General features: G+C 45.8%; 20 protein-coding genes. 2 read left to right on the top strand and 18 right to left on the bottom strand.

Annotated features, from left to right (window positions below; translation table 11 throughout):
• Positions 1–121 precede the first annotated feature (121 nt).
• The 9 genes from BTU61_RS10275 to miaA form a co-directional block, all read right to left on the bottom strand.
• A complete protein-coding gene (locus BTU61_RS10275; protein ID WP_244967049.1) occupies positions 122–268 on the bottom strand; it encodes a hypothetical protein in 147 nt (48 codons plus the stop codon).
• Between the two features lie 497 nt (positions 269–765).
• The gene (locus tag BTU61_RS10410) at positions 766–834 is read right to left on the bottom strand and encodes a hypothetical protein (protein ID WP_350007309.1); all 69 of its coding nucleotides are present in this window, start codon (positions 832–834) and stop codon (positions 766–768) included.
• 279 nt (positions 835–1113) lie between these two features.
• Positions 1114–1518, bottom strand: coding sequence for a GNAT family N-acetyltransferase (locus BTU61_RS08600; protein ID WP_200773191.1), 405 nt, complete (start codon positions 1516–1518; stop codon positions 1114–1116).
• A 1-nt stretch (position 1519) separates the two neighbouring features.
• Positions 1520–2230: a class I SAM-dependent methyltransferase gene (locus BTU61_RS08595; protein WP_200773190.1), complete on the bottom strand. Its 711-nt coding sequence runs from the start codon at positions 2228–2230 to the stop codon at positions 1520–1522.
• 10 nt (positions 2231–2240) lie between these two features.
• A complete protein-coding gene (locus tag BTU61_RS08590) occupies positions 2241–2996 on the bottom strand; it encodes an SDR family NAD(P)-dependent oxidoreductase (RefSeq protein ID WP_200773189.1) in 756 nt (251 codons plus the stop codon).
• Between the two features lies 1 nt (position 2997).
• On the bottom strand, positions 2998–3927 hold the full coding sequence (gene rnz / locus BTU61_RS08585) for a ribonuclease Z (RefSeq protein WP_187540547.1): 930 nt from the start codon (positions 3925–3927) through the stop codon (positions 2998–3000).
• A gap of 3 nt (positions 3928–3930) precedes the next feature.
• Positions 3931–4560, bottom strand: coding sequence for a cystathionine beta-lyase (locus BTU61_RS08580; RefSeq protein ID WP_200773188.1), 630 nt, complete (start codon positions 4558–4560; stop codon positions 3931–3933).
• A complete protein-coding gene (gene hflX, locus BTU61_RS08575) occupies positions 4544–5791 on the bottom strand; it encodes a GTPase HflX (RefSeq protein ID WP_200773187.1) in 1248 nt (415 codons plus the stop codon). Before hflX ends, BTU61_RS08580 begins: the two co-directional genes overlap by 17 nt.
• Complete coding sequence (miaA, locus tag BTU61_RS08570) at positions 5784–6671, bottom strand: tRNA (adenosine(37)-N6)-dimethylallyltransferase MiaA (protein WP_200773186.1); 888 nt, start codon at positions 6669–6671, stop codon at positions 5784–5786. Before miaA ends, hflX begins: the two co-directional genes overlap by 8 nt.
• Positions 6672–6754: 83 nt before the next feature.
• Between miaA and BTU61_RS08565 the strand changes: the two genes are divergently transcribed.
• The gene (locus BTU61_RS08565) at positions 6755–6925 is read left to right on the top strand and encodes a DUF3042 family protein (RefSeq protein WP_003014881.1); all 171 of its coding nucleotides are present in this window, start codon (positions 6755–6757) and stop codon (positions 6923–6925) included.
• Positions 6926–7426: 501 nt separating this feature from the next.
• Here BTU61_RS08565 and BTU61_RS08560 read toward each other — a convergent pair.
• Genes BTU61_RS08560 through rexB form a run of 3 tightly spaced genes read right to left on the bottom strand, consistent with a single transcriptional unit; the run spans position 7427 to position 14676 of the window.
• Positions 7427–7744 carry a DUF4298 domain-containing protein gene (locus BTU61_RS08560; RefSeq protein ID WP_200773185.1) on the bottom strand — a complete coding sequence of 106 codons (318 nt, stop codon included), beginning with the start codon at positions 7742–7744 and terminating at the stop codon, positions 7427–7429.
• 3 nt (positions 7745–7747) lie between these two features.
• Positions 7748–11413, bottom strand: coding sequence for a helicase-exonuclease AddAB subunit AddA (gene addA, locus BTU61_RS08555; RefSeq protein WP_200773184.1), 3666 nt, complete (start codon positions 11411–11413; stop codon positions 7748–7750).
• Positions 11410–14676: an ATP-dependent nuclease subunit B gene (gene rexB, locus BTU61_RS08550; protein WP_200773183.1), complete on the bottom strand. Its 3267-nt coding sequence runs from the start codon at positions 14674–14676 to the stop codon at positions 11410–11412. Before rexB ends, addA begins: the two co-directional genes overlap by 4 nt.
• A gap of 159 nt (positions 14677–14835) precedes the next feature.
• Between rexB and BTU61_RS08545 the strand changes: the two genes are divergently transcribed.
• Positions 14836–15318, top strand: a complete 483-nt coding sequence (locus tag BTU61_RS08545; RefSeq protein ID WP_200773182.1) for a glutathione peroxidase — start codon at positions 14836–14838, stop codon at positions 15316–15318.
• A 35-nt stretch (positions 15319–15353) separates the two neighbouring features.
• On the opposite strand, the gene BTU61_RS08540 is transcribed toward BTU61_RS08545, so the two are convergent.
• From BTU61_RS08540 to BTU61_RS08515, 6 genes are all read right to left on the bottom strand, one after another.
• Positions 15354–17222, bottom strand: a complete 1869-nt coding sequence (locus tag BTU61_RS08540) for an ABC transporter ATP-binding protein (protein ID WP_200773181.1) — start codon at positions 17220–17222, stop codon at positions 15354–15356.
• On the bottom strand, positions 17212–18957 hold the full coding sequence (locus BTU61_RS08535) for an ABC transporter ATP-binding protein (RefSeq protein WP_200773180.1): 1746 nt from the start codon (positions 18955–18957) through the stop codon (positions 17212–17214). Before BTU61_RS08535 ends, BTU61_RS08540 begins: the two co-directional genes overlap by 11 nt.
• Before the next feature lie 387 nt (positions 18958–19344).
• A complete protein-coding gene (locus BTU61_RS08530) occupies positions 19345–20490 on the bottom strand; it encodes an ABC transporter permease (RefSeq protein WP_200773179.1) in 1146 nt (381 codons plus the stop codon).
• A 3-nt stretch (positions 20491–20493) separates the two neighbouring features.
• Complete coding sequence (locus BTU61_RS08525) at positions 20494–21174, bottom strand: ABC transporter ATP-binding protein (RefSeq protein WP_200773178.1); 681 nt, start codon at positions 21172–21174, stop codon at positions 20494–20496.
• Positions 21171–21746, bottom strand: coding sequence for a TetR/AcrR family transcriptional regulator (locus tag BTU61_RS08520; protein WP_200773177.1), 576 nt, complete (start codon positions 21744–21746; stop codon positions 21171–21173). Before BTU61_RS08520 ends, BTU61_RS08525 begins: the two co-directional genes overlap by 4 nt.
• A gap of 147 nt (positions 21747–21893) precedes the next feature.
• The gene (locus BTU61_RS08515) at positions 21894–22817 is read right to left on the bottom strand and encodes an aldo/keto reductase (RefSeq protein ID WP_200773176.1); all 924 of its coding nucleotides are present in this window, start codon (positions 22815–22817) and stop codon (positions 21894–21896) included.
• Positions 22818–22929 lie beyond the last annotated feature (112 nt).

Genomic DNA, 22929 nt, shown 5'->3' with positions numbered 1-22929 from the left:
GATATTATCTAAAAGTTTATTACGCCAACATTATATACAATCATCGATTTCTTGTCAATAATCAGTGTAATTATTGGGCTATGTTGTAAAAGAAGTGCAACAAAAATGTTCATCTGATATACTAGAGATACAAAGAACAGTTATTGTATTTTAGGAGCTTGTTGGCCATGAGTACGAATCCCATGTTAATTCTCACTTGACTCTGACCTCTCAGATGACATCTCTTGTAACCTAAACAAGCCTTTATCTGCCCAAAGACAGATTCCACATCAATTTTACGTTGAGCGAAAATCTGTCTACCATCGGAGATAAAAACGCCTGGCACTCTTTAGTTCTTAAGTGCTGATAGTGTTCGTTAATATACAGTCCCTTTTGAGGAGCTGCTTCAGGTTCATTAGCGTAGTAAACCTCGATTTTCTATTGACAGTTCATCTGTGTTTTCTGATGTTTGACATAGTGAAACGATTGCATCACCCGTCAGGATGTGTGTAGTTTTCCTCCTGTATCTGTTCTTGAAGTTTGGCGGAAAACTTGTCCGTTGCCTTTTTCCAAACAAAACTATACTTGTTGGCGTTCGCTTCAATCTTATTCCCGTCAATAAACAAACGATCTAAAGTTACTAACTTTTCCATTTTTAAACGAAAATTGAGATCGATAAAAAAATCAAAATGAGTTCTTTCATCCCCCTAGCGATTCGAAACCGATTGATGGTGCGTTAGATGACAACCAACTGTCCTGTTAGGTACTGCATAGCGAGATTTTCAATCATTTTTCAATTTTTCGTTCACAGAAAATTCCTTGTGAATAAGCAAATAGAAGAGTAGATAAAAGCATTTTAGTGTGATAAGACGGGTGACCAAAGTCATTATAGAAGACGTGGAAATGATGCTCTTCCAAGGTATTCACCCTTTTTCAATAGTAAAGACCAGATGGTCGTGTGGCAAGAAAGAACTGATTTCTAGTGGTAATGTTGTTTGACTTGTGTTATAGTGAATATGCATGAGATAGCTTTTTTGTGCAATTCTATTTTACCAAGACTACCGCAACTATACAAAAAAAGCAACGGAAAACCCGTTGTTTTTTTTTGGAGCTATAAGACTATTCTCCCAGACTCTATTTCATATAAATCATTCCTGTACAGGCTTGCTCTGACAATTCGACAAAGCCGAGGGACTGGTAAAAGGCTAAATTTTTCTCGTTACGATCAGTGGCAAGGAGCCGTTGATAGACATTGGGGAAGGTCGCTAAAGCCTCTTCTAAGAGTTTCGTGCCAATGCCTTGGCGCTGGTGATCTGGTCGCACCAAGAGGTCCTGTACAAAAATGACAGAATGGCCATCTCCTACTAAGCGAATGTAGGCTACTAACTCTTCCTTATCATAGACCGCCAACTGCCAGAGACTGGCTTTGACAGCTTCTTCTAGCATAGCTGGATTGTTAGTATAATTGGTCCAGCCGACTGAGCTGTAGAGTGCGAGTAGGTCTGTCATCACTGGAATTTCTTTTTTATAATGTAACATCTTAACTCCTTTTTAAGCTATAATGCTGGAAGAAGGCGATATCTCTGTAAGGGGACTCTTGGCAAACGGCCAGCTCCATTTTGAGCATAGACTCTCGCCAGCCTTCTTGGCCTTTGAAGTGATTGTCCTGCAAGGCATAAAAGATACGAATTCCTTGGTAATCCTGAACTTCGAGGGCTAGGTCTTCTACTGCTCTATCTAGATCATAGGCCTGAGCCAAGCCCATGGAGTGGGTTTCCAAGTCCTGACCTGCTAGAAGATCAAGCGCTTTCTGAGGATCATTTTCAAAGACGACCGTCTGCAGGACGCGTCCAACTTCATTGTGCTTGACGATAGAGAGTAGGCCTCCAGGTTTCAAAATGCGGGTGAATTCCTTGAGAATCACCTTGCGATCCTCTACATATTCTAAAACATTGTGGCAGAGGATGACCTCAAAGCTGGCATCTTCAAGGACTGCCAACTGATCTAGACTTCCGACGAATTGTTGGTAGGGATGGTCCTGGGACCGCAAGGCCACCATTTCTTGATTGGGCTCCACAGCAAGGACTTGATTTTCTTTCGCTAGGTGGTTGGCCACAAGGCCAAAGCCACTGCCGAAATCAAGCACGCGCTTGTCTTTGATATCCTTTAATTGGTCAAATAGAATATCATAATAGATCTGTCCCCAGGGTTGCCGGATATTTTCTAAATAGGCTTGAATATTGGCTGCCATCTAGCTCCTCCTATTTGTAGTTGAACATCTTGCTAGCTAGCTTGTCCGAAATACGTGGGAAAAGGGTATAGAGCTTGTGAGTTAGGTTCAAGAGCCAAGGCAAATTGAGCTCGCGTTTTGGTTTCCCAAAGTTTTTTACGATCTTCTTGGCCACAAAGTCTGGTTCCAAAATGTAGCGGTCCACAGCCTTGACATAGCTTCCGTCAGGATCTGCCTGGTCAAAGAAAGTGGTTCGAATTGGACCCGGATTAACCGTCGTCACATGGACACCAAAGGACATGAGTTCCAAACGCAGAGCATTAGAGAAGCCAATGGCTGCAAACTTAGTCGCCGAATAGAGGCTGGATTTAGCAGTTGCTACTAAGCCCGCCATGCTGACGATATTGACAATGTGCCCCTTGCCTGCTTCCTTCATGTGCGCACCCATCAAGCGTGAAAACTGCATGAGGGCAAAGGTATTGACCCCAAACATTTCCCGAACTTGCTGGTCAGAAATGCGATCAAAGGCCTCAAAGATGCCATAACCTGCATTGTTGACCAAGATATCGATCTGTCCATAGCGCTGATAAAGGTCTTCCACTAGTTGTTGGACAGCTGATGGATCGGTGATATCGATCCCGATGCATTCAGCCTGAGGATGGCTAGCATAGAGGTCTTCCAGTTTTTCTTGATTTCTGCCTAAGAGAATCAGCCGGTCTTCAGGGAGGAGCTTGACCATTTCCTGTGCCAAGCCTCCACTTGCTCCTGTGATAATGATGGTTCGCATTTTAGATCTCCACTTCTTCTAAATCTTTGACCACATAGACATTTTCAAAAATGCTGGATGCATCCTTGCGCAATTGGCTAATGTCTTTTGATAAGAAGCGGGCACTGATATGGTTGAGAAGAAGGCGTTTAGCTCCTGCTTCACGCGCCACTTCTGCCGCCTGCATATTGGTCGAGTGCCCGTGCTTTCGAGCAATCGTTTCATCACCCTTGCCATAGGTGGACTCATGGACCAAGACATCTGCATTGACCCCAAGACGGACGCTGGCATTGGTCTTACGCGTATCACCCAGGATAGTGATGACTTTACCCGGTCGAGGGGCTGAAATGTAGTCCGCAGCAATGATCTTAGTGCCATCTTCCAAGGTGACGTCTTGCCCATTTTTGACTTTCCCAAAGAGCGGTCCAAAAGGAACTCCTGCCGCCTTCAACTTCTCTGCATCCAGTGTTCCTTCGAGGTCCTTTTGCATGACCCGGTAGCCCACACAAAAAATAGTATGGTCCAAAGCTTCCGTATAGACCGTGAATTTATCGGTTTCTAAAATCTTGCCGAGAGAATGTTCATCGAATTCATGAAAATGGATGCGGTAAGGCAGGCGAGAACCCGATACCCGAAGACTGGTCATGACAAAGGATTTGATGCCTACTGGACCATAAATATCCAGATCTGTCTGCTCTTCATTGGCCTGAAAAGCACGGCTGGATAAAAAGCCAGGCAGGCCAAAAATATGGTCTCCATGTAAGTGAGTGATAAAGATCTTGCTAACTTTTCGCGGGCGAATGGTGGTCTCTAAAATTTGATTCTGGGTCGCTTCGCCACAGTCAAAGAGCCAGACTTCATTGATTTCATCTAGCAATTTAAGCGCTAAACTCGATACATTCCGGGCTTTTGAGGGTTGCCCAGCTCCCGTTCCTAAAAATTGAATGTCCATTGTCTACTTTCTATCTATATAAATCATGGCCGTCCGGTTCTCTGAACGGAACGAAAGGTTGCCAGAATAGGTGTGAGCCTGCTCAAGAAGCTCTTCTTGGTTATAGCCTGACAGTTTGAAGCGTCCATCTTCCAAGGTTATCAAGTCCGTCAGGGCTGTGAGCGCTTCGGTTTTGGTCACCACTTCTGGGCCGGCCTCTTGCAGACAGATCTTGCCATCTTTTTCAAAGACCAAACAATGCGGAAAGATCTCTGCAATTTCGAATAAAATCGAAGGGGTGATTGCCGCTGCTGGATGTTCAGCAAAGACACAGGCTAGCTCTTCATTTACGTAAGCCAAGCCATAAGACTTGCCCGACAAATTGAGACGGATAAAAGGCTTGCCTTCATCAAAGCTGAACTCATCGGTAAACAAGTCAAACGCCCGGCTCAAGTCCAAGAAATATTCCATAGCCTCCTTGGGGCTCTTCTTTTGATAGAGCTCAGCGAAATAGGCGTTGAGCACACTTGGTGGAGGCGTAATCATACGGAGACGCAAGTCCTCAGGGATCGTGCCTAAAAGATTAGTCAGATAGACCCGATCGAGGCTGGTATAACCTCCATATTTTATCGCTAAATCAACATAATCCGTCATAAAATTCTTCCAACTTCCACTTATTTTTCTCTGCGATATAGCCTTGAATGACCTCGACGTCTTCTTCAAATTCGCGCTGGTCAATGATCGCGACCGTCTCTAGGTCATGTGTCCGATAGGATTTTGAAAAAGGAACGCGAATGGTAAAGGGAACAAAGAGTTCTCTCAGTTTTTCTAAAAGCAAAGCCTGCAGATCCTCACGGGCTGTCTCAGAACGCGCAGAAATCAAGCTAAAAGGTGTCTGGGTTGGTGTAAAGTCTGCTACTTTATCTGCTTTGTTGTAAAGAGTCAAGCGAGGAATCTCCAACATATCCAGGTCCTTCATGATCGAAAGCACGGTCTTTTCGTGCTCTTCATGATTGGGATCAGACGCATCGATGACATGAACCAAGAGATCCACATTCTTACTTTCTTCCAGGGTCGACTTAAAGCTCGATACCAACTCTGTTGGCAGATCTTGGATAAAGCCAACCGTATCGGTCAACGTCACTTGCAGATTGCCTGTTAGATGGATGCTCTTGGTTGTGGCGTCCAAGGTCGCAAAGAGTTCATCAGCTTCATACTGGCTCTTACTGGTCAACTGGTTCATAATAGTCGACTTCCCTGCATTGGTATAGCCGATCAAACCGATCTTAAAGACTGGTGATTCCAAGCGTTTTTCACGAAGGGTTTCCCGATTCTTTTCAACTGCCTTGAGCTGGCGTTCGATATCGGTGATTTGATTGCGGACGCTCCGTCGGTTCAACTCCAGTTGGCTTTCCCCTGGACCACGAGAACCAATTCCCCCAGCCTGACGGCTGAGCATGATCCCTTGACCAACAAGGCGTGGCAAGAGGTATTTAAGCTGGGCCAAGTGCACCTGCAACTTCCCTTCATGACTCCTAGCCCGCATGGCAAAGATATCTAAAATCAGCTGCATCCGGTCAATGACCTTAACTCCTAGGATTTCTTCTAAATTGACATTTTGACGGGGGGTCAAGCGGTTATTGACCACTACCGTTGTAATCTCATCTGCTTCGACCATTTGAGCGATTTCTTCGAGTTTTCCTGCACCAACAAAGGTCTTAGTGTCGTATTTCTCCCGCTTTTGTGTATAGGAGCCCCGGACATCTCCACCGGCTGTTTTAGCTAGGCTGGCCAACTCTTCCATCGACATCTCAAAATTGTCCATGCCTTGTAGTTCCACACCGACCAAAAGGATGCGTTCTTGTTTCTTTTCTGTTTCAATCATTCTTCAAAAACTCCTTTACATCTGCAAGAACCTGCTCCTTGAAGTGGGGGGCAGAAATGGCGTAAAAGCTCACTTCCATTCGATTTCGAAACCAGGTCAATTGCCGTTTAGCAAAACGCCGGGTGTTGCGCTTGAGGATCTCACTGGCTTCCTCCAAGCTCTGTTCTCCCTTAAAGTAGGGAAAGAGTTCCTTGTAGCCAATGCCTTTTGCCGCCTGAACCTCAGGATGATGGTCATAGAGCCACCGTGCTTCCTCTAATAACCCCTCCTCTAGCATGCGATCTACTCGACGATTGATGCGCTCATAGATCAAGGACCGGTCATCATCTAGACAGATCAGATAGGGGTCAAAATCGGTCTCTTGGTTTGCTAGGTCTTGGCCAAAATGTGCAATTTCAAGAGCCCGCATGGCCCGACGGCGATTGATCTGAGGAATCACAAGTCCTTGCTCCGCCACTCTTTGGTACAAGTCTTCATCCGAAAGCAAGTCCAATTGAGCCCGATAGGCCAGAATCTCTTCATGAGGAACTTCACCACCAAGATGATAGCCTTCAAGAAGACTTTGGATGTAGAGGCCCGTCCCACCTGCAATGATGGGGAGCTTGCCTCGGGCTGTGATCTCCGCGATGGCCTGTTTAGCTTCTCTTACAAAATCAAAAGCCGAGTAGGACTCGGTCACCTCTCGCACATCGATCAAATGATGGGGAGCTGCAGCTTGCTCTTCTGGTGTCGCCTTAGCTGTCCCAATATCCAGCTTGCGATAGACTTGCTGGCTATCGCCACTGATGATTTCACCATTGAGAGCTTGGGCCAAATCGATCGCAAGAGCTGTTTTTCCAACCGCGGTCGGTCCCACAATCACAATTATCTTGGTTTTCATCGTTTTTCCTTGCAAAATTCACGTTTTTTCGTTACCATATATTATAACATAAATATTTAAAGTTCAGAAAAGGAGAAATTCTCATGGCTAAAGGATTTGGTAAAGGTTTTGTTACTGGTGTTGCTGGTACAGTTGCTGCTGTCGCAGGTGCAGTTTACACATTCAAGAAAAAAGTAATCGAGCCAGAAGAAAAGAAAGCAGCTTTCATCGAAGAAAACCGCAAAAAAGCAGCACGTCGCCGTGTATCACACTAATCCAACAAAAAGCTCCGGGAAACCGGAGCTTTTTTTGCTGAAGAAAAAGTCCATTTTGGAAAATTTTCTATTGCTGGTAGGGCTTGTCAAGATAAGCTAACACAAGTAATGCTAAAAGAATTAGAATGATATATGTTGTGTTTATTCAAAGATATACTGAAACTTTCCGCCGTGAGAAAAGTGCTAGAAACAGATCCTGTTTCAGGTACTAGGAATTATTGAGAGTAAAACAGTTCGGGGAACTGTTTTAGCCTGTGCTAAGAATTTCAAGAGCGAAGGGGCTCAAAAATAATTGAACACGGGCTGCGGATTGCGTCAAAAAGATAAGTTCTCCTAGAATCTCAAGATTCTTCGTCAAACTTCCTATTTTGGCTTTATCCGCAGTCGCCCTTTGTATCTTGATTTAGTCATGGAACTTCCTGGATTGCTGAAATCATCCACTGGATAATTTCACCTAACGTCCGCCGTCACCTAAGGAAAGATAAAAAATAAATAAAGATTTCACCGTTCTTTGATCATCTTCGTTGCGATCTCCAAGAGTTCCACTCCCATCTGAAAGTGCTCGTCTAGTAAATCATAGACAGCATCTTCGGACAAGACACCACAAGGTAGATCTGCGGGGAAGTCAGCTTGATTGGACAGGTCCAAGTCATCAAAATAGGCCTGACTACTATAATAATCGCGCAGTTGGATATAGCTCTCTTGATGCTCTTTTAGTCGATCCACTGCTTTTTTTGTACCTTCCAAAGTCTTAGCATAGTCATTCAAATAACCTTCCATCCTTTGAATGCGTTCGATGTTTTCCTTTGCAATTGCCATCATTTACTCCACTTTCACCACTTCTAGATGAGGGCCACCTAAAAGTACCAGATATTTTTCAACGTGCTCTTGGCCATAGGAACGGCGAAGAGCTTCTGCATAGAGATCGAGCTGATCTCGGTAGCGTTCGACCAATTGGCTAGGGAACTTGTAGTGATCTGTCTTGTAGTCAAAGAGCAGGATCCGATCTTCTAGCACGATATACCCATCCAAGATCCCCCGAACGACAAAGTCCTCGCCACTAGCTGGATCTTTCTTCAGCATGGCAAAGGGGGCTTCACGATGAACACGAGAGGCTTCTTTTTTAAGCAAGGTCCCTAAAGGCGTCTCATAGAAAGCGAGAATCGTCTCTAGCTTGATGCGCGCTTTGACCGCTGGCTCTGCTTGGACTTGCTCCAAAGCTTGATGTAGTGTATCAAGAGTGATTTCTTCTTCAAGAGGCACGCGCTGCATGAGTTCATGGACAGCACTACCGACTTGGGCTCCCGTCACCGCTTTTTCTTGACCAAACGTTGGAAGCTCAAACTCAGGTGTCACGGTCTTCGCATCCATGATTTGGACGCCATTGGCATCCATGACCGGCTCGTAGAATTTCTTGATCTGGCTAGGGGTACGGACACTTGGCAAATGAATGGCCGGAGCATAGAGCTGATTGAGGCGATCGACATTTTCCAAGATATCCAAAGCCCGACGAATATCCTCTGACTGACGGACATCCTTGAGCTGATCCAGGCGGGAACCCTTCTCCTTCTCTAGTGGCTCCAGTTGATCCGGTGACAGGTCTTCGTCTGTCACAAAACGCGTGTCATAGGCCAGGGTATTCTTGGTAAACACATCTTGAATAGCAAAGAGCCAGTCCTGATAAGAGGTCCATTCTTTTCTTTTTTCCGGATCCAGCTTGCCATTGCGACTGGTCCCCCAATCGGTATCGCGCAATTTGTCCTCGCGGCCTTTTCCGACCAGATAGAGCTTGAGTTCGGCCCGTGTCATAGCAACATATAGAAGACGCATCTGCTCTGAAATCGTGGCTAATTTCGCTTCTTCCACATTGCCTTGGTAGCAAGGTGTTTCGATCTGCAGGCGAATGGACTCTGGAGCAGCTGGATTTTCGGTCTCAACTGGCAGGTTAGCAATGTATTTAAAACCAATCCCTTTTTGACGGCTGAGAATGATCGGTCCCGATTGATCCTTGCGATTAAAGGCCTTATCCATATTGAGGATAAAGACATACTTGAATTCCAGCCCCTTACTCTTATGGACGGTCATGAGCTGAACGGCATCTTTTGGTGCCGCAAGAGGGACGCTGGCCAAATCGTGTTCATTTTCGATCACCTTATCGATCATGGCAATGAAACGCGACAAGCCCTTAAAGCTGGCCTTCTCATAATCATTGGCCCGAAGCGTCAAGGCATAGAGGTTGGCCTGGCGCTGGGCGCCATTTGGAAGGGCGCCAACATAGTCATAGTAATAGCGATCCTCATAGATTTTCCACAACAAATCATAGAGCGAAGAGGTCTTGGCAACAGCCCGCCAAGCAGATAAAACCTGGAGGAAGTTCTCGATTTTAGCTAGGAGCTTGCCATCGATCAGATTGGCATGCTCTGCAGTCTGTTTAAGGGCTAACTGGACTTTGTGGTAGAAGGCCACTTGCTTTTGCTCTGGAAGCGTCTGTAAGGAAATCCGTGCCAACTCATCTTCATCAAAGTCAAACATAGGGGATTTCATGAGGGCTACTAAAGGATAATCATGCAAGGGGTTGTTGATGGTCCGCAAGGTATCCAGCATGACCATCACTTCCAGCGACTCAAGATAATGCGCCTGTCCGCTATCTGCCACAATCGGAATCTGGTAGCGGTCAAACGCTTCCAGAATGGCGTCATTTCGAGTCCGTGTCGCGGTCAAGAGGGTGATGTCTTTAAAAGGCACTTTTTCCACCCGATGGAGGCGTAAAATTTCTTTGATAACGAGAAGAATTTCTCCCTTGGAAATCGTCTCGACTCCAAGAGAAGCTTCCTCATCTTCGGCCTTTTCTTCCTGGTCTTGACTACCATCATAGAGCAAAAATTCTGCCCGATGTTGTGGCAAGGCCATCCGCTGCTTGTCGCTTCCTGCAACTAGATAGTGGGTTTGATTGTAGTCAATCTCTCCTACCTCTTCGTCCATCAAATGGCGAAAGACATCATTGGTCGCATCCAACACTTCCACATGGCTCCGAAAATTTTCCTTGAGGAGGATCAAGCGTCCTTTCGCCCCTTCTTCTTGGTAGGCCTTAAATTTGTCATTGAAAATCTGTGGATCTGCCTGTCGAAAGCGGTAAATCGATTGCTTGATATCCCCCACCATGAAGCGATTGTGGCCATTTGACAGCAAATCCAACATCCGCTCTTGGGTATGGTTGGTATCCTGGTACTCATCGACCATGACCTCATGATAGCGCTCTTGAAAGGCTTGTCTCACCTCTGGGAATTGCTCTAAAATTTGAATAGCAAAATGACTAATATCCCCAAATTCATAGGCCCTTTCTTGAATTTTTCGCTCCAAGTAAGCGCGAGCAAAGTCTCTGATAAAGTCCCGAAGCAAGGAGAGCATGGGGCCTTCTTCTTGGTGGAAGGTTTGTTGAAATTCCAGCTGATAAAGCTGATTTTCCAAGTCTCTGAGGCGGTTGATATGAAGGTTTTTGTCCTGGTTATAAGCCGTAACTAGGTCTTTCAGCTCTTCTTTACGAGCTCTATTGGTCAAGGCTCCCCCATTTGAAGCCCGGCTAATTGCAACGACCGCCTTTAGAACAGTGGTCAGTTGCGCTTTATTAGGGCGCTCTGTGAGGCTTCCAATCTGATCGAGCACCTCTTGCACGGCTTCCAAATATTTGGCCTTGCCAAATGCTTGGCCCTCATTGGACAAATGGAAGTCAAAAAAGCTCTCTGCCTCATAGAGGGCCTGCTGGATGCTCTCCATCAGAGCACCTTCAATCTGTTCAAAATCGGTCTCTTCATAGCCTTTTAGGAAATGCTCTTCCAACCATTTCTCCGGATCACTGGTCGACTGAAGAAAGTCATAGATCTGGTAGACCTGCTCTTTAAACAAGGTCAAATTTTTGCGCTGTCCCGTGAAATTCTTGACCATCTGGACAAAAGCTTCTTGATTTTTCTCTTGGTAATAGCGGTCAAAAACAGTCTGAAAGACTTCATTTTGCAAGAGACGCTGCTCACTGGCATTTTGTAAAATCCGAAACTGGGGCGCCAACCCAAGCAAATAGCCATAGCGCGTTAGGACCTTTTGGGTAAAGGAGTCCATGGTTCCGATATCGCTAGTGGCGACATCTGCGATTTGACGAGCCAAGTGTTGCTTTAGCTCATGGTCATCGCTCGCTTGCAGGGCTTTCCCAAGTTCGCTTTCCAAACGCTCCTTGAGCTCGCCTGCTGCCTTGACCGTAAAGGTCGAGATAAAGAGCTCCTTAATTGAGATGCCTCGCTGGATCTGATCCAAAATCCTTTGCACCATGACAAAGGTCTTTCCTGAACCAGCAGATGCCGACACCAAGATATTGGTCCCTGAACTATAGATGGCATCGATCTGTTCCGGTGTCCGCTTTTGCTCCTTGCTAGAGGCTGCTTCTTGGGCCTGAAGGGCCTTGATTTCTTCTCTTGTCAAAAATGCTTGTTTGATCATTTGTTCAAGACCTCCTTCATCTTCTCGATCCAAGCGGCTTTCACCTTTTCACCGCGTATTCCTTTTTGGTCTAGTTTGGTCAAGAATCGTGCCTGACCTAGGTGACGATCGGCTTCAAAGCCTGTGATGGATTTAAACTGCTCCACATATGGTGCGATATTGCGCCCATTTTCACTATAGGGATTGATGGCAAATTGCCCCTTGAGGATCCCTTCTGCTGCTGTTTTATAGAGATAAGCATTGTACAAGAGGAGCAGATCCAGCTCTTCCTTGGTCAGCATCATGGCCTTGTTCTTATCATAGGCCTCTCCCAGATAGGCTGCCTGATCCGCCATAAAGAGTCCCTTGTATTGCTGACTCTTCATGGTTTGGTTGATGGCATCCTCTACTGTCTTGGTCTTTTTCAGATCCACTAGGGGATCTCCCATTTCCAAATACATGGCTCCGAAAATCCCCTGCTCCTCTTGGTATTCCTTCAGATCCTGAATCGCAGAGAGATAGGTCGGCAATTGAGAATTAAGGCCGTTAAAGAACTTGTCATAGTGGAATTGCGTCAGACTAGACTTGTAGTCCACGACTCCGAGGGCTCCCCGATCACTTAACTGATCAATACGGTCCACCTTGCCCCGTAGCTGCAAGAGCCTGCCATCAGACAAAGGATAAGAGGTGTGGGCACTCCCTCCAAAGAGTGTTTCCTCACCGATGGTCTCGATACCATTTTGCTGGGCGAGGACCCGTCCCGTTGTTTTAGCGGTATCAAGAAGCAAGTTGCGAATAAACTCGGTCTCTCCATTTTCTCCATACAATTGCTGAAACTCTGCTTCTTGGCTGGTTTCTCGAATGGCCTCGTTTAAACGTCGATCAAACGCTCGATCGGAGCTGTCTTTTAAGACCCGTTCAAAGATTCGGTGCAAGAAATTCCCATGACTGCGAGCGTCTGGCCGGATGGTCTCATCCTCTTGTAAGCCCAAGACATAGCGCAGATAAAAGGCATACTGGTGCTTATAGTATTCATTCAAGGCAGAAGCGGATAAGGTCAAGGCTTTTCCTTTAGGATAGAGCGCTTGAAGCGTATCCGACTGGAGCTGACGACTCTTTAATTCCGTTGAAATCTGAGGAATCTGGATGCCTTCAGCGGCCAATTTCTTTCGCAAGACCCGCACGGCCACACCCCAAAAGCTGGCTTCTTCAGCAGACAGCTCACTAGCAATCTCTTCTTGATGGAGTTCGATCACGCGCGCTAAGAGAGCTCGGTAGGTCCCGATGTCATCACTCGAAGCTTGGGCTTGTTTGGTCGTCCACTCGATGGCAATGGGCTCCTTGGCCAATTCTAGAAGGTAAGGAGAGACACTATCTTCCGTTTCATTGACCAAGCTAGGGGCCGATAGGACCAGTTGTTCAGTTGCTGCATTAAGGAGCGAAACCGCCACAAAGCGATTCTTCTTGAGGTTTTCGCTGGTCACCACCTGGAGCTCTGCACCTTCTTGGGTGGCCTCGTTGAGCTGTTGTCGTTCTTCTTCACTGAGCAGAGAGGTGTTCTGGGCGATCTTGGGGAAACGCTCCTGGGTTAGCCCGATCGCGTAGACATATGGGGCTGTCAAGGGTTCAATCAAGTCGTAGGACTGAACCGTCACTACATCAACTGTAGCAGGAACTGTCCGGTATTGTGACAATTGCATGCCGGATAAGACAAGACCTAGAAAGTCATCCACTGTCAGTTCTTGGTCCTCAAAGACCAGATTCAACTCTTCTAACACATGAAGGAAGGCCTTCCAGACCTGGTCATAGCGCTCCTGCTCTTCCAAAGCTAGATCCTTGATCAAAACTTGTAGATTCTGAGAAAGCTGAGCCTCTTGCAGAAATGCTGAAAAGGCGGTTAAGAGATGGGAAACCTTTTGTTTGCGCTGTGAAAAGAAAGGAGCTAGAGGTTCTACGACGCGTTCTCGGAGGGCATTGAGTGCTTCTAGATTGAACTTACCCTGACGATTGCTGGTAAAGGGCTTGTGAAATTTTGTAGCACCTTTTACTTCCGCAAAGCCAAGGTACTGCTCAAAAGCATCGACTTCTTCTTGCGTCAGATCACTATAAAGCCCCGTTTTCAACAGATTGATGACATCTTCTGTCTGGAAATTGAACTGCTTGATCCTCCCTAGCGATTCAATGACCTGAATCAAGGGATGATGGGCCATGGCTTCGCTTCGTCCTAAGTAAAAGGGGATCTGATACTGATCAAAAATGGTCTTGAGTTGCAGTTGATAAGCTTCTACATCGCCTAGCAAGACCCGAATATCGCGATAGCGCCCCCCATCATGGAGGCGCTGACGGATCGATTTAGCGACAAATTCCAACTCTTCTTTTTGTGTATTGGTTTGCCAGAGTTGGACGGCTCTTCGATCTTGCTCCTTGAGCTCATTCTCCACTTGTGAAAAATCGTAGCGTGCTTCTAGCATGCGGGTCATGCGACTAAAGGAATCTTCAACAGCATGCCCACAATATTGAGGTTGAACCTGAAAAGTCTTTGCAAGTTGGAGGAGAAAGTCAACACTAGCCTGATAGAGATTGCCCTCTCTAAAGCTTGCCCGATAGGCTTTTTCACTGGCATAGACTCCGATGACAATCTCCACTCCTTTTCGGTGAAGGAGACCAATCAAGGCCTCTTCTTCTGCAGAAAAACGCGTGAAGCCATCGACGACGATCGCCACATCCTGTAATTGCTCTTCCAGCCGTCCTTCTTCGACCTGATTGAGGAAAAAGGCCATCTTGGACTGGGATTCATACTGGTGCTGGACCAGCATCTCAGAGACCGCTTCAAAAATCGCCAAGAGGTCCTCTCTTTTTTCAGCTTCCTCGAGCGACTCTAAATCGGTAAAATCCATCTGGGCTGTCTGCAATTCATGATAGAGCTGGACCAGTTGCTGGATAAACTGAGGATCCTTACGCAGGGCCCCGTAAACTTTGAGATCCTGCTCCTTCATGTGGGAAAGAGCTTTAAAAAATAGCATGCCGAGACCAATGTCATCCAAGGGGTGCTCTTCAAAGACCTGGTTCAGGATGAAATAACGAGCCATTTGGGCAAAGCGCGTAACGGTTATGGCAAAAGAAGCCTGACCTTCTAAATAGGACAAGACCTTGGCTTCTTTTTCAAAGGAAAGAGAGTTAGGGGCAATGTAAAACACACGCTTGCCATCTTCTACTAACCTTACGGCTTCTTGCGTCAGGACCTTGGTCAAGGGGGTCCGAACATCCGTATAGAGTAATTTCATCCGATCCGTTCTCCTTTTGGCACTTTCTTGAGAGCTTATTATCTTCTTATTATATCATTTTCACAAGAGGGACTAAAGCAAGAAGTCATGCTCCTCTTGCCCCAATTTTAGTCCATTTGTGCTACAATAAAAGCTAAAGAAACAGAAAGGATGATCCCGATGACCAGCATTTATGATTTTTCTTTAGAAAACCAACAAGGGGAAGAAATTTCTCTTTCCCACTACCAAGGTAAGGTCCTCATCGTAGTGAATACGGCGACCGGTTGTGGCCTAACCCCACAATACCAAGGACTACAAGATCTCTACCAGCGCTACCAAGATAAGGGACTTGAAATCCTAGACATTCCCTGTAACCAATTTATGGGGCAAGCTCCAGGAACTGCAGAAGAAATCAATAGCTTCTGTAGCCTCAACTACCAGACCACCTTTCCACGATTCGCCAAAGCCAAGGTCAATGGCAAAGAAGCCCTTCCACTTTATGACTGGCTCAAAAGTCAAGCAACCGGACCACTGGGCAAACGCATCGAATGGAACTTTGCAAAATTTGTCATCGACCGACAAGGCCACGTCGCCCAACGCTTCTCCTCCAAAACAGAACCAGCATCCATGGAAGACTTAATCCAAGAATTACTTGAGAAATAAGCAAAAAGCTTGAGCCAACGCTCAAGCTTTTTGCTTTAATCAATTTCAAGTCCACCGGTGTAGAGGCGATAATAGGTGCCACGTTCTGCCATCAAGGAAGCATGGTTACCTCGCTCGATGATGCGTCCGTGGTCCATCACCATGATCACATCGGAATTGACAATGGTCGATAGACGGTGGGCGATAACAAAGACTGTCCGACCTTCCATCAGGCGGTCCATCCCTTCTTGCACCATCTTCTCTGTCCGCGAGTCGATCGAAGACGTCGCTTCGTCCAGAATCAAGACTGGCGCATTGGCAAGGGCTGCACGGGCAATGGCGATCAATTGCCGTTGACCATTTGAAAGGCCAGCCCCGTCATCGGTCAAGACCGTCTCATAGCCTTGATCCAAGTGTTTGACAAAGGAATCCACATTGGCAATTCGAGCTGCCTCCAGAATCTCCTCACGAGTTGCATCGGCACGGCCATATGCAATGTTTTCCGCAATGGTTCCCGTAAATAAGTGCGTATCTTGCAAAACAATACCGAGGGAGCGACGAAGAGAATCCTTATCGATTAATTTAACATCGATGCCATCATAAGTGATCATTCCAGACTGAATATCATAGAAACGGTTGATCAAATTGGTAATGGTAGTCTTACCCGCACCGGTCGCACCGACAAAGGCCACTTTTTGACCTTTTTCCGCATAGAGATTGATGCCTTTAAGGATCTGCTTTTTCCCATCATAGGAGAAATCAACATGGTCAAAGACCACATGCCCCACCAGTTTGACCAATTGGTAGCTGCTATTTGGACGAGGATGTTTCCAAGCCCATTTGTTGGTTTTCTGATCGGTTTCGACCATTTCTCCATCGACCAGTTCATAGTTGACCAAGGTGACTTTCCCTTGATTGACTTCTTCTTCCTCATCCAAAAGATCAAAGACACGATCTCCACCAGCCAAGGCCATGAGGACAAAGTTCAATTGTTGAGAGACCTGAGCAATGGGACCTGTGAAGGAACGGTTCAATTGCAGAAAGGCCATCAGACCACCGATGGTCAACCCACCGATACCGTTTAGGGCAATAATCCCACCGACCAAGGCTGTCAAAACAAAGGAAACATTTCCTAGATTTCCAAGAACCGGCATGAGGACATTGGCATAGCGGTTGGCTTGGTAAGAGGACTCAAAGAGTTGGTCATTAATGCGATCAAAATCTTCGATACTTTCTGCTTCGTGCACAAAGGCCTTAACCACTTTTTGACCCGACATCATTTCTTCAATAAAGCCATTTTCGATCCCTAAGTTCTTTTGTTGGGCCCCAAAGTAACGACCAGACTTGCCAGAAACATCCTTGACAATAAAGAACATAACAAGGACCATCACCAGAACAATCAAGAACAAGAGTGGACTAACCGTCAGCATGGTAATCGTTACCCCAAGGATGGTAATGGCTGAAGAGATGAGTTGGGGAATGGATTGTTCAATGGCCTGACGAAGGGCATCAATATCGTTGGTATAGATGGACATGATGTCCCCGTGTTGGTGGGTATCAAAGTAGCGAACCGGCAGTTTTTGCATACGGGCAAACAACTGATTTCGCAGGCTTCTAAGCGAGTCTTGAGAAACCGTCGCCATAATCAAGGTAAAGCCATAGTTAGCAAGTACCCCGATCAAACAGATCAAACCAACCCGCATCAGGAAGGACAAGAGCGGTCCAAAATCCTGGCTGTTGCTTGTCAGCATTGGCTCCACATAGACATCGACCAAGGACTGAATCGAAGCTGTCACATTGACCGTCGCAAGAGATGATAGAACGATCAAGATAAAGGAGACGATCAAGGACAACTTATAGTTCTTCCAAAGGAAGTTGAGCAAGCGAAGGAGCGAGCCTAGATTTGCTTTTTTCTTAGTTTTCATCTGCTTCTCCTTTCCCTTGTGTTTGCATTTCGTATACTTCTTGGTAAATGGCGTTGGTCGCAAGCAGTTCCTCGTGACGACCGATGGCATCGATCTGACCATCATTCATGACGATAATGCGATCTGCATCTTGAATAGAGGAAATCCGTTGACCAATGATGATCTTGGTGGTCTCTTTCAAGCTGGTGGCCAACCCTTGACGGATCAAGCTATCCGTCTTGGTATCGACCGCTGACGTCGAATCGTCCAGAATCAAGATCTTCGGATTCATGAGGAGAGCACGCGCGATACAGAGACGTTGCCGTTGACCACCGGAGACGTTGGATCCCCCACGTTCAATCTTGGTATCATAGCCCTCTTTGAAATCTTGAATAAATTCATCGGCTTGGGCGATCTTACATGCTGCGATGATCTCTTCATCCGTCGCATCTTTCTTTCCCCAGCGCATATTTTCTTTAATGGTACCAGAGAAAAGGACATTGGTCTGAAGAACCATGGCCACTTGCTTCCGAAGAGCATCGAGGTCGTACTCTTTGACATCGTGGCCCGCTACTGTCACCCGACCAGACTCGACATCATAGAGACGAGGAATCAACTGAACCAAGCTGGATTTCCCAGAACCTGTACCACCCAGTATACCAATAACTTCCCCTGAACGAATAGAAAGATTAATCCCTTGTAAGACATGGGTCTTGTCGCCATTTTCATCGGTATAGGCAAAGGTCACATCCTCAAAATTGATCGAACCATCAGCGACTTCTTTGAGGCCATTTTCTGGAGAGTCAATCGTCGTTTTGGTCGTCAAGACTTCATTGATCCGCTCGACAGAGGCCATGGAAATCGACAACATGACAAAGATCATCATAAACATCATGAGCGACATGAGAATGGTCATGGTGTAGCTAAACATCGAGGTCAAATTCCCAGTAGAGAGCTGGCCACCAACGATCAGATGAGCCCCAATCCAAGAGATCAAAAGGAAGGATGCATACATGGAAAGCATCATAGCTGGGCTACTAAAGACAACAACACGGATGGCCTTCATAAACATGTTGTAAATCAAGCGTGAAGCCTTCTTAAACTTAACCGTTTCATCTGCTTCCTTAACGTAAGACTTGACCACCCGCATATTGGTGATGTTTTCTTTAATACTATTATTTAGATTGTCGTAGGCTTCAAAAACCTCCGTAAAGAGCGGATACACAATCTTCATGATGATGCTGAGGACTGCTGCCAAAAAAATGGTCACATAGACAAAGATCATGGCCATTTCCGCATTGATCATGAAACAAGCCACAATGGCAAAGATCAAATTGAGCGGTGCGCGCACACAGATCCGAATGATCATTTGATAAGAATTCTGCACATTGGTCACGTCGGTCATCATCCGAGTAACCAGCCCACCTGATGAAAACTGATCAATATTCTCAAACGAGAAGGTTTGGACCTTTTTGAAAATGGCACGACGAAGGTTTTTGGCAAAACCAGCCGATGCATAGGCACCATAACGAGCCGACTGCATCCCACAAAAGAGGGAGCAAAAGGCACAGACCAGCATGAGTCCACCATAAAACAAGATGTTCTGCATATTTCTTTGTAGCACACCTTGGTCTAGCAAGCTCGCCATGACAAAGGGAATTGAAATCTCAAACATGACTTCAAAGACCATGAACAAGGAAGCCAAAATCGAGGGCTTCTTGAATTCTTTGATCTCGGAAATTAAGGATCGAATCATCATTACCTCCAATAAGTTTCATACTTTTACTTAGGAAAACACAGAGCGTCTCCCCATCGAAAATAGGTCAAAACACACAAAATTCCCTGAGGGAAAGACCCTAGGGATTACGCGTTTTTTATAGTCTTCATTGTAACCTAAATTGCAAAAAAATGCAAGATTTTTAGACAGCATCCGTTTTTCTGTTGATCCAGTGCAAAAGAGGCTGGGACAAAATTCCTAGCCTCTTTCTATGTTTATTTGGATTGTCGAGCAAGACGCAGTGGTTGAGTGGGCTCTACTACGCTGATTTCATCAGCTTTTACAGCCCTACTCAACTGTGCGGAGGTGGGACGACGAAATCGAATTCTAACGAATGACCGATTTCTGTCCCACTCTCTTTTCTATCTATTCTGCTAAGAGCACTTCTTTAATCGTTTGTTTTTGGATTTTTCTGTTTGAGAGATAAAAGAGGCTTTCATAAACCACTGCAAAACCGAGCAAGGTCCAAAAGCAAACGTTCCAGTCAAAGTTGTGCTCAATCTTTTCAGGTACCGTGTCTTTGATCACACCAATCAAAATTTCCATAATGCCATATTGATAAGCCGTCCCAAGGGCAAATCCTAGATAAGCCCAGAAACGATAGGGAGCGAGAATATGACTTTGGCATTCACGATCGGTGTAGCCAAAAGCTTTCATCAAGGCCAAGGTTTCTCGACTTTCTGAAACGACAATCCCCAATGACAAAAAGAGAATCGAGAAAGAAAGAATCAGCCCAATCATGATCATCATGGTTTGGATGATGTCATCTGTGTAGTCCCTTAGGCCAAAGGACAATTGAACCATGGCAGCGAAACACATGGAGCCAAAGAGCACAAAAAACAAGATCGATTTTCTTCCCCAAATCAGTGACGAAGACAGCTCTTTTAGGAAGTCTTTCTCTTTCATAGGAGCCCTCTTTCTCCTTTGGACCTTGATCGGTGTTGGAGATTTTTTCAATAAGCGAAGGGCCGGCGTTTGTAGTTGTCTTTTAGCATAAGCAATCGCAAGGAACATAAAGAAGGTCGTTGGCAGCATCATCAAAGTGACTAAGAGCTGCCAATGAAAATGAATGGTAATGTCTGGCAAAATCCCCTTCTCATTGCGAAAGTCATAAAAATGTCCCATCATGAGAAATGAAGTGAAATAGCCAAGAAACGCTCCAACTCCAAAACTGAGTCCAAAAGCCCAAAACCGTTTCGCCAACTGGCCATTGCTATAACCTAAAGCCTTTAAAATCCCTAATTGTTCCTTGTGGTCATCGACAAATTGTTTGATATAAAAACACATGAGAAGGATCGACGTCAAGGACAAGACGACCCCACTGACCATGGCCACCATCCAGGAAAGCGAAACCTGGGCATCATAGTAGGCCGTAATCATGGGATTGGTTTTAGAAATCTCTAACTGCTCGATGTCCAAGTAAAAATTCAAGAAGAGATTGGCCACAAAGACCGCACAAGCCCCAATGATACTGACGACAACTAATTTTCGAATATCTTTTACTGAAAACATGGCTTACCATCCAATCTCATAGGCAGTCTGAGGCTGATCGTTGGTCACAACTTGGGTAATCTTGCCACTATTGACACGAATGATGGTTCTGGCCATATCCGCAATATTTTGGTTGTGCGTCACCATGATGAGGGTAAAGCCAAGCTTTTCCTTCAACTTCCAGATATAGTCGAGAATCTTGCGCCCTGTTTCTTCATCCAGGGCTCCCGTCGGCTCATCTAAGAAAAGAATCTCTGGCTTTTTGGCCAAGGCCCGAGCAATGGAGACTCTCTGCTGTTCCCCACCAGACAATTCACTTGGATACTTGTCTAGCTTATCGCCAAGCCCCAAATCCTCGATGATCTGCAAAAAATCATGATGGTTTGCCAGATCAGCTCCCATCTTAACATTCTGTCTAACCGTGAGATTCGGCAATAAATAATACTGCTGAAAAATAAAGGCAATCTTCTCACGTCTGAAAGCTGTCAATTGAGCATCCGTGAGTTGCGATAAATCCTGCCCTTGAATGAGGATATGCCCCTCATCTACTTTTTCTAATCCTGATAACACATTTAAGAGGGTTGACTTTCCTGATCCAGAAGGACCTAGGATAACCACATCGTCCTGGTCTTGAATCTGCAGATCAATCCCTTTTAAAACCTTGGTTTGGCCATAACTTTTGTGAACATTTTCTAGTTGAATCATTTCTTTCCTACCATTTCTTTGATGAGAGATTGACAAACTTCTGTCAATAAACCAATCACTTCTTCCATGCTAAACTGATAAATACCAGAAGCAACCATAGAGGCCATTCCGTGTGAGTAGATGAATAGATGCTGGTACAAGCGACTAGCCTCCTCTAACGTCAACGGATAATCTGCGACAATCGAATCCAGAACCAATTGGTAACTATGATCCTTTATGGGAAGAAAATCTTGAAAACGACGAATCGGATCTTTGCTAGGATTTTGGAAAAGCAATTGAAAGAGTTGGGGCTCCTTTGAGGCGAACAGGATATAAGCAACCCCGACAGATCGAAAAGGCTTCTCATCTTCTAAAGCCTTGCGAATATACTCCACCACGACCATTTCCGCAGCACCTATAACCTCTGCTTGTAACTCAGCCATATTTGCAAATTGCCCAAAAATGACCCTTGGCGTGGCTCCCAGTTTCTCTGCTAATGCCCTAGCCGTCAAACTAGCCAGGCCCTCTTCTCTCACCAATTGTAAAGCCGTCCCAATGATAGTCTCTTTACTAAATTTAACCTTTGGTGGCATAAGACTCCTTTCGCGCAACAGTTGTTACGCAACATACGTTGCATAAAGAATACCATAACAAAGTAAGACTTGTCAAGAAAAATTCGTAAAGTATAAAACAAAAGACCAGCCCACTAATACAAGTGAGGGTGGTCTACTAATAAGATTCTAAGGCAAATCATTACCTGCAGCAAGGTAGATTTGGTACCATTCCTTGCGGGTCAAATTCACCTCTGCTGCTTTCCCTGCTTCAAGGACATGCTGGGGTTTGGTCGTGCCGATGACAGCCTGCATCTTACCCGGATAGCGGAGGACCCAAGCAAGGGCGATGGCTGTCGGAGTGACCTGGTATTTCTTCGCCAAGTCATTGAGGACATGATTAAGGGCCGCAAACTCTTCCTTACCGACAAAGTTCCCCTTAAAATAGCCATGCTGGAGGACAGACCAGGCTTGAATCACCGTATCAGTTAAGCGACAATACTCAAAGACACTGCCATCTCGCACGGCTGCTTTTGGTCCTTCCATATTGACATGAAAACCAGCTTCAAAGCTAGGCGTAAAGGCGGCACTCAACTGCAACTGGTTGACCTTGAGTGGCTGTTTGACAGCCGTCTTAAGCAATTCCGTCATCATAGGATTTTGATTGGACACTCCAAAATGACGAACCTTGCCAACTTGCTCCAAGTGATCAAAAGCTGCTGCCACTTCTTCAGGCTCCATGAGGGCATCCGGTCGGTGAAGGAGGAGACTATCTAAGCGCTCGATCTGCAGACGCTCGAGGATACCATCGACGGAGTCCAAAATATAGTCCTTCGAAAAATCAAAATAGGTAAAGCCATCTTTGCGAATCCCACACTTGGACTGGATCCACATCTGGGCCCGAAGATCCGGACGGCGCTTGAGTACCTTACCCAGCAGGACCTCACACTGGCCATCGCCATAGATATCCGCTAGGTCAAAGGTGTTAATGCCAATCGACAAGGCCACCTCCACCAAGGCCTCCACCTCGTCTTCACTCATCTGACTGATCCGCATCATCCCAAGGACAATGGTGGACAAACGCTCATTTTCAGCAAACTCAATATAGTTCATGTCCGCCTCCTTTTCTGTAGTTCTATTGTAGTGAAAAGGGTTGCAAAAGTCAATTTGCGATCAAAAAGAGAGTGGGACAGAAATCGGTAATTTGTTAGAATTCGATTTCGTC

The sequence above is a fragment of the Streptococcus lactarius genome (genome assembly GCF_016642265.1).
In the GTDB taxonomy this organism is placed as follows: domain Bacteria; phylum Bacillota; class Bacilli; order Lactobacillales; family Streptococcaceae; genus Streptococcus; species Streptococcus lactarius.
This window is presented reverse-complemented; position numbering and strand designations above follow the sequence as displayed.